Origin of the sequence: Proteiniphilum sp. UBA5463 (genome assembly GCF_002427225.1) — a bacterium.
GTDB classification, from domain to species: domain Bacteria; phylum Bacteroidota; class Bacteroidia; order Bacteroidales; family Dysgonomonadaceae; genus Proteiniphilum; species Proteiniphilum propionicum.
In genome coordinates this window covers 1-3395 of record NZ_DIQL01000034.1, presented here as the reverse complement: position 1 = coordinate 3395, position 3395 = coordinate 1, and the positions used below count along the sequence as shown (strand labels likewise).

Here is a 3395-nt window from a genome sequence, read left to right as displayed (position 1 = left end):
TGGCTGCTATCCATAGTACAAAAATATTTCTTTTTTCAATCGCTTGAAGTTATTTTTTTGATATTTTTTTAAAGATACACATTTAAATTCATTTCACCGTTTCGGAATGAACAAAAAATGCCGGATAACAGACTTCACTCTCGTTATGATATGAATCTGAAACCGTTACATAATAATAATAACCCTTTTCATCAATGGATGCTGCATACTCAAAAAAAGGTTCTCTCAATCCCGTGGCGAGGATATTTTCGGCTTTGTGTACATCTAAATCCTCCGATTCACTCCTGTAAACATTATAAGTGACTCGGTCCGCGGCATCATCGGTTTTCCAGCTAAGCAAAAGTTTTCCGTTTATATTTTCAGCAGTTAAGTCGTACGGTGCTCCAGGGATTTCATCCGAAAGCCAGGTCATTGCCGGCAGTTTTGCCGGATAACGGTAATAGTGCTCCAGGGTATTCAAGATCCCTTTTGTGTTCGACAACACATTATCTGTTCTGAAGTATGCCTGTCCGGCCGACTCGTTCTTCCTTGTGTAATCCATCTGGTTCTCGATATCCTGCCGGCTCCAGCCCAGCTCAATCATCTGATAGGTTCCCAATCCCGGAACGATAATGCGCTTGTTCCCGTTTTCCAGCCAATCGTCCACAAACGGATAAAAAAGATGGTCCTTATAATACATCATGGGATAAAGGGCATCATGCTTACCAATCTTCAACCACATGGCGGCGTCCTGAAAAACAGTTTCCAAAGCAGTCCATCCAGCCCCTGTATTCCCCAACGCCCTGTACCGCCCAAGAGGGGCACTGCTGACCTGTACCCATTTTTTTTGACTTTTCACCCAGTCGTAAGCCTTGGTCACAAACCGGGTAATGTTATCTCTACGCCATTGGTGTAACGTTTTCCCGTTACCGTAAAGCCTATACATCCCAGCATCAGGAAACTTACCCGTGTTGTCCGGATACCGGATATAATCAAAATGAATCCCGTCAATATCATAATTTGAAACGATCTCCTTTACGATGGACAAGAGATAGTCGTCGGTTTTTGGATTACCCGGATCAAGAAACCATTCGCCACGGTATTTCCGGGTTATGGATGGATTTTTTTTTGTAACCGATCTTGCACCCAAACTTCTCACATGCTTGTCTAAACCCAACGGATAGGTTACCATCCAGGCATGCAGTTCCATACCGCGCTTATGACACTCCTCAATGACAAAAGCCAGCGGATCAAATTTGGGCTTCCCATATCCGGATGGAACAATTACCGATGCCAGCGGCTCAATTTTTGAATCATAGAACATTTCTCCTCTTGCCCGAACCTGAAATATTACGGTATTGAAATTGTGTTTTTGCAGATTATCAAGAATAGCGATCAGCTCTCTTTTTTGCACTTCCTGACTGATCCTGTTCCTTGGCCAGTCAAGTCCGTAATTTGTTGTCAACCAGACGGCCCTGACTTCAGAAGCAGGGGGATTGACAGAAAAAATTCTCATCACAACAAACAGAAAAAAGATGAGAAGCAGATGTGTTCTATTCATTAATTATAATCGTTCTAAACTTGGCGATGCAAATTTAAAACAAAAATGCAGTGCTGGTATACATTTTTCGAATGTTAACACTTTAAACCGGAAAAGCCGATCAATTCTGTGTAGAAACAGGACTTCAACACCTCGCTAAAAAGTAGCCACCTCATAAAATCATTTCACGGCTCTTTTTACGAAACTTTATCTTAATATTATTGCTAAACTTAATAATTAATTCTACTTTTGTGAAAATATAGTGTTTGCAAACAAATTATCAAACTAACAATAAGACCTATGAATCCACTGCTTTTTAATTTAAACGGATGGGAAATTCCCATTATTATCTTGGTTGTCTTAATTCTTTTCGGTGGAAAGAAAATCCCTGAATTTATGAAAGGGTTGGGAAAAGGCATCAACAGCTTCAAAAAAGGACTGAACGATATTGAAGAGGATATCAAAGCCGATCCGGCCGACAAAAAAACATCGTCCACAAGCAATCAGTAACCTAATTTTCCAGTTATTGTAAAAATCGTCTGTTCTCGGGATTAATCCACGTTTTTGTGGATTTTTTCCGAGATTAAATTCTATAATCTGTTGGTTGCATGAAAGAGAAAGAAATGTCCTTTTGGGACCATCTCGAGGAATTCCGCTGGACGTTGATACGAATTATCGGCGCAGTGCTTATTTTGGCCATTGCTGGATTCATCCTTATTCCTCGTATTTTCGACTCAATAATTCTTGCACCCAGTTCTTCCGATTTTATCACCTATCGTTTCCTGGAGAGCGCCAGCAAATACATCCCTTTCCTTCCCGATTTTTCGGCCGACTCGTTTAATGTTGAAATGTTGAACATCAACATGACCACGCAGTTTATGACCTATATTTCCACTTCTCTGGCATTTGCTGTCCTGTTGACCATCCCCTATATTTTGTTTGAACTCTGGCGCTTTATCAGCCCGGCTCTTTACGAAAACGAGACCAAAGGGGTAAAAATGGCCTTTGGATTCGGAGGAGTGATGTTCGTGATCGGCTGTCTGGTTGGCTATTTTATGGTTTTTCCATTGATCTTCAGGTTCCTCATCACTTTTGAATTGAGCGATGCCATTAAAAACACCATCTCGCTGGATTCCTACATGAACAATTTTTACACCCTCATCCTCATTATGGGTGTCGTGTTTGAGTTGCCGCTTGTTTTCTGGCTTTTATCCAGCTTGGGACTCATCTACCGGTCTTTCTTCCGCAAGTACCGCAAACAAGCAGTGGTAGGTTCTATGGTGCTGGCAGCTATAATTACCCCGTCTGGCGACCCGTTTTCACTTATTATAGTCACCATACCGCTTTACATGCTTTGGGAAATAAGCGCTTTCGTGGTAAAAAAAGATCCACCGGAAGAAATTGAAGAAGAGGATCTGCCGACAGTCTTTGAGTAATTATCGGTTCAGAATCACTTTGCCAAACGGTGAAAAAGCTAATTTCATTAATTTGAAATGCTGGTTTCCGAAAGGAATACCGATAATGGTGATGTAAAACAAAACACCGAAAAACAGGTGTGTGAGCACAATGGGCAACCCACCGATAAAGAACCAGATAATATTCATAACAAGTGCCAGGCACCCCGAAGTTGTGCGATTTTGCACTGCTTTTTTATCGAAAGGCAACAATGCCATCTCCGCCAGTTTCAGCGATTGCAGGCCGAAGGGAATACCGATTATTGTAACCATCAGGCCAATACTGGCAATAACGTATTCGATGGCAATAAATATGCCTCCGAAAACAATCCAGATCACATTTCCCAGCGTCCTCATCGTACGGCAATTGCTTCAATTTCCACCATGCAGCTTTTAGGCAAGCCTTTGGCAGCTATGGCCGA

The 3395-nt window shown here is 41.7% G+C and carries 4 protein-coding genes; 2 read left to right on the top strand and 2 right to left on the bottom strand.

Going from position 1 to position 3395, the window contains the following annotated elements:
* Positions 1-88: 88 nt before the first annotated feature.
* Positions 89-1540, bottom strand: a complete 1452-nt coding sequence (locus B3B27_RS05485; protein WP_286847021.1) for a glycoside hydrolase family 10 protein — start codon at positions 1538-1540, stop codon at positions 89-91.
* A gap of 279 nt (positions 1541-1819) precedes the next feature.
* Between B3B27_RS05485 and B3B27_RS05480 the strand changes: the two genes are divergently transcribed.
* Both B3B27_RS05480 and tatC read left to right on the top strand, forming a co-directional pair.
* Entirely contained in the window at positions 1820-2029 is a 210-nt protein-coding gene (locus B3B27_RS05480) for a Sec-independent protein translocase subunit TatA/TatB (RefSeq protein ID WP_214062638.1), read from the top strand.
* A 98-nt stretch (positions 2030-2127) separates the two neighbouring features.
* A complete protein-coding gene (gene tatC, locus B3B27_RS05475; protein ID WP_286847018.1) occupies positions 2128-2955 on the top strand; it encodes a twin-arginine translocase subunit TatC in 828 nt (275 codons plus the stop codon).
* On the opposite strand, the gene B3B27_RS05470 is transcribed toward tatC, so the two are convergent.
* Complete coding sequence (locus B3B27_RS05470) at positions 2956-3330, bottom strand: YccF domain-containing protein (RefSeq protein ID WP_286847016.1); 375 nt, start codon at positions 3328-3330, stop codon at positions 2956-2958. It lies immediately after the preceding gene.
* Positions 3331-3395 lie beyond the last annotated feature (65 nt).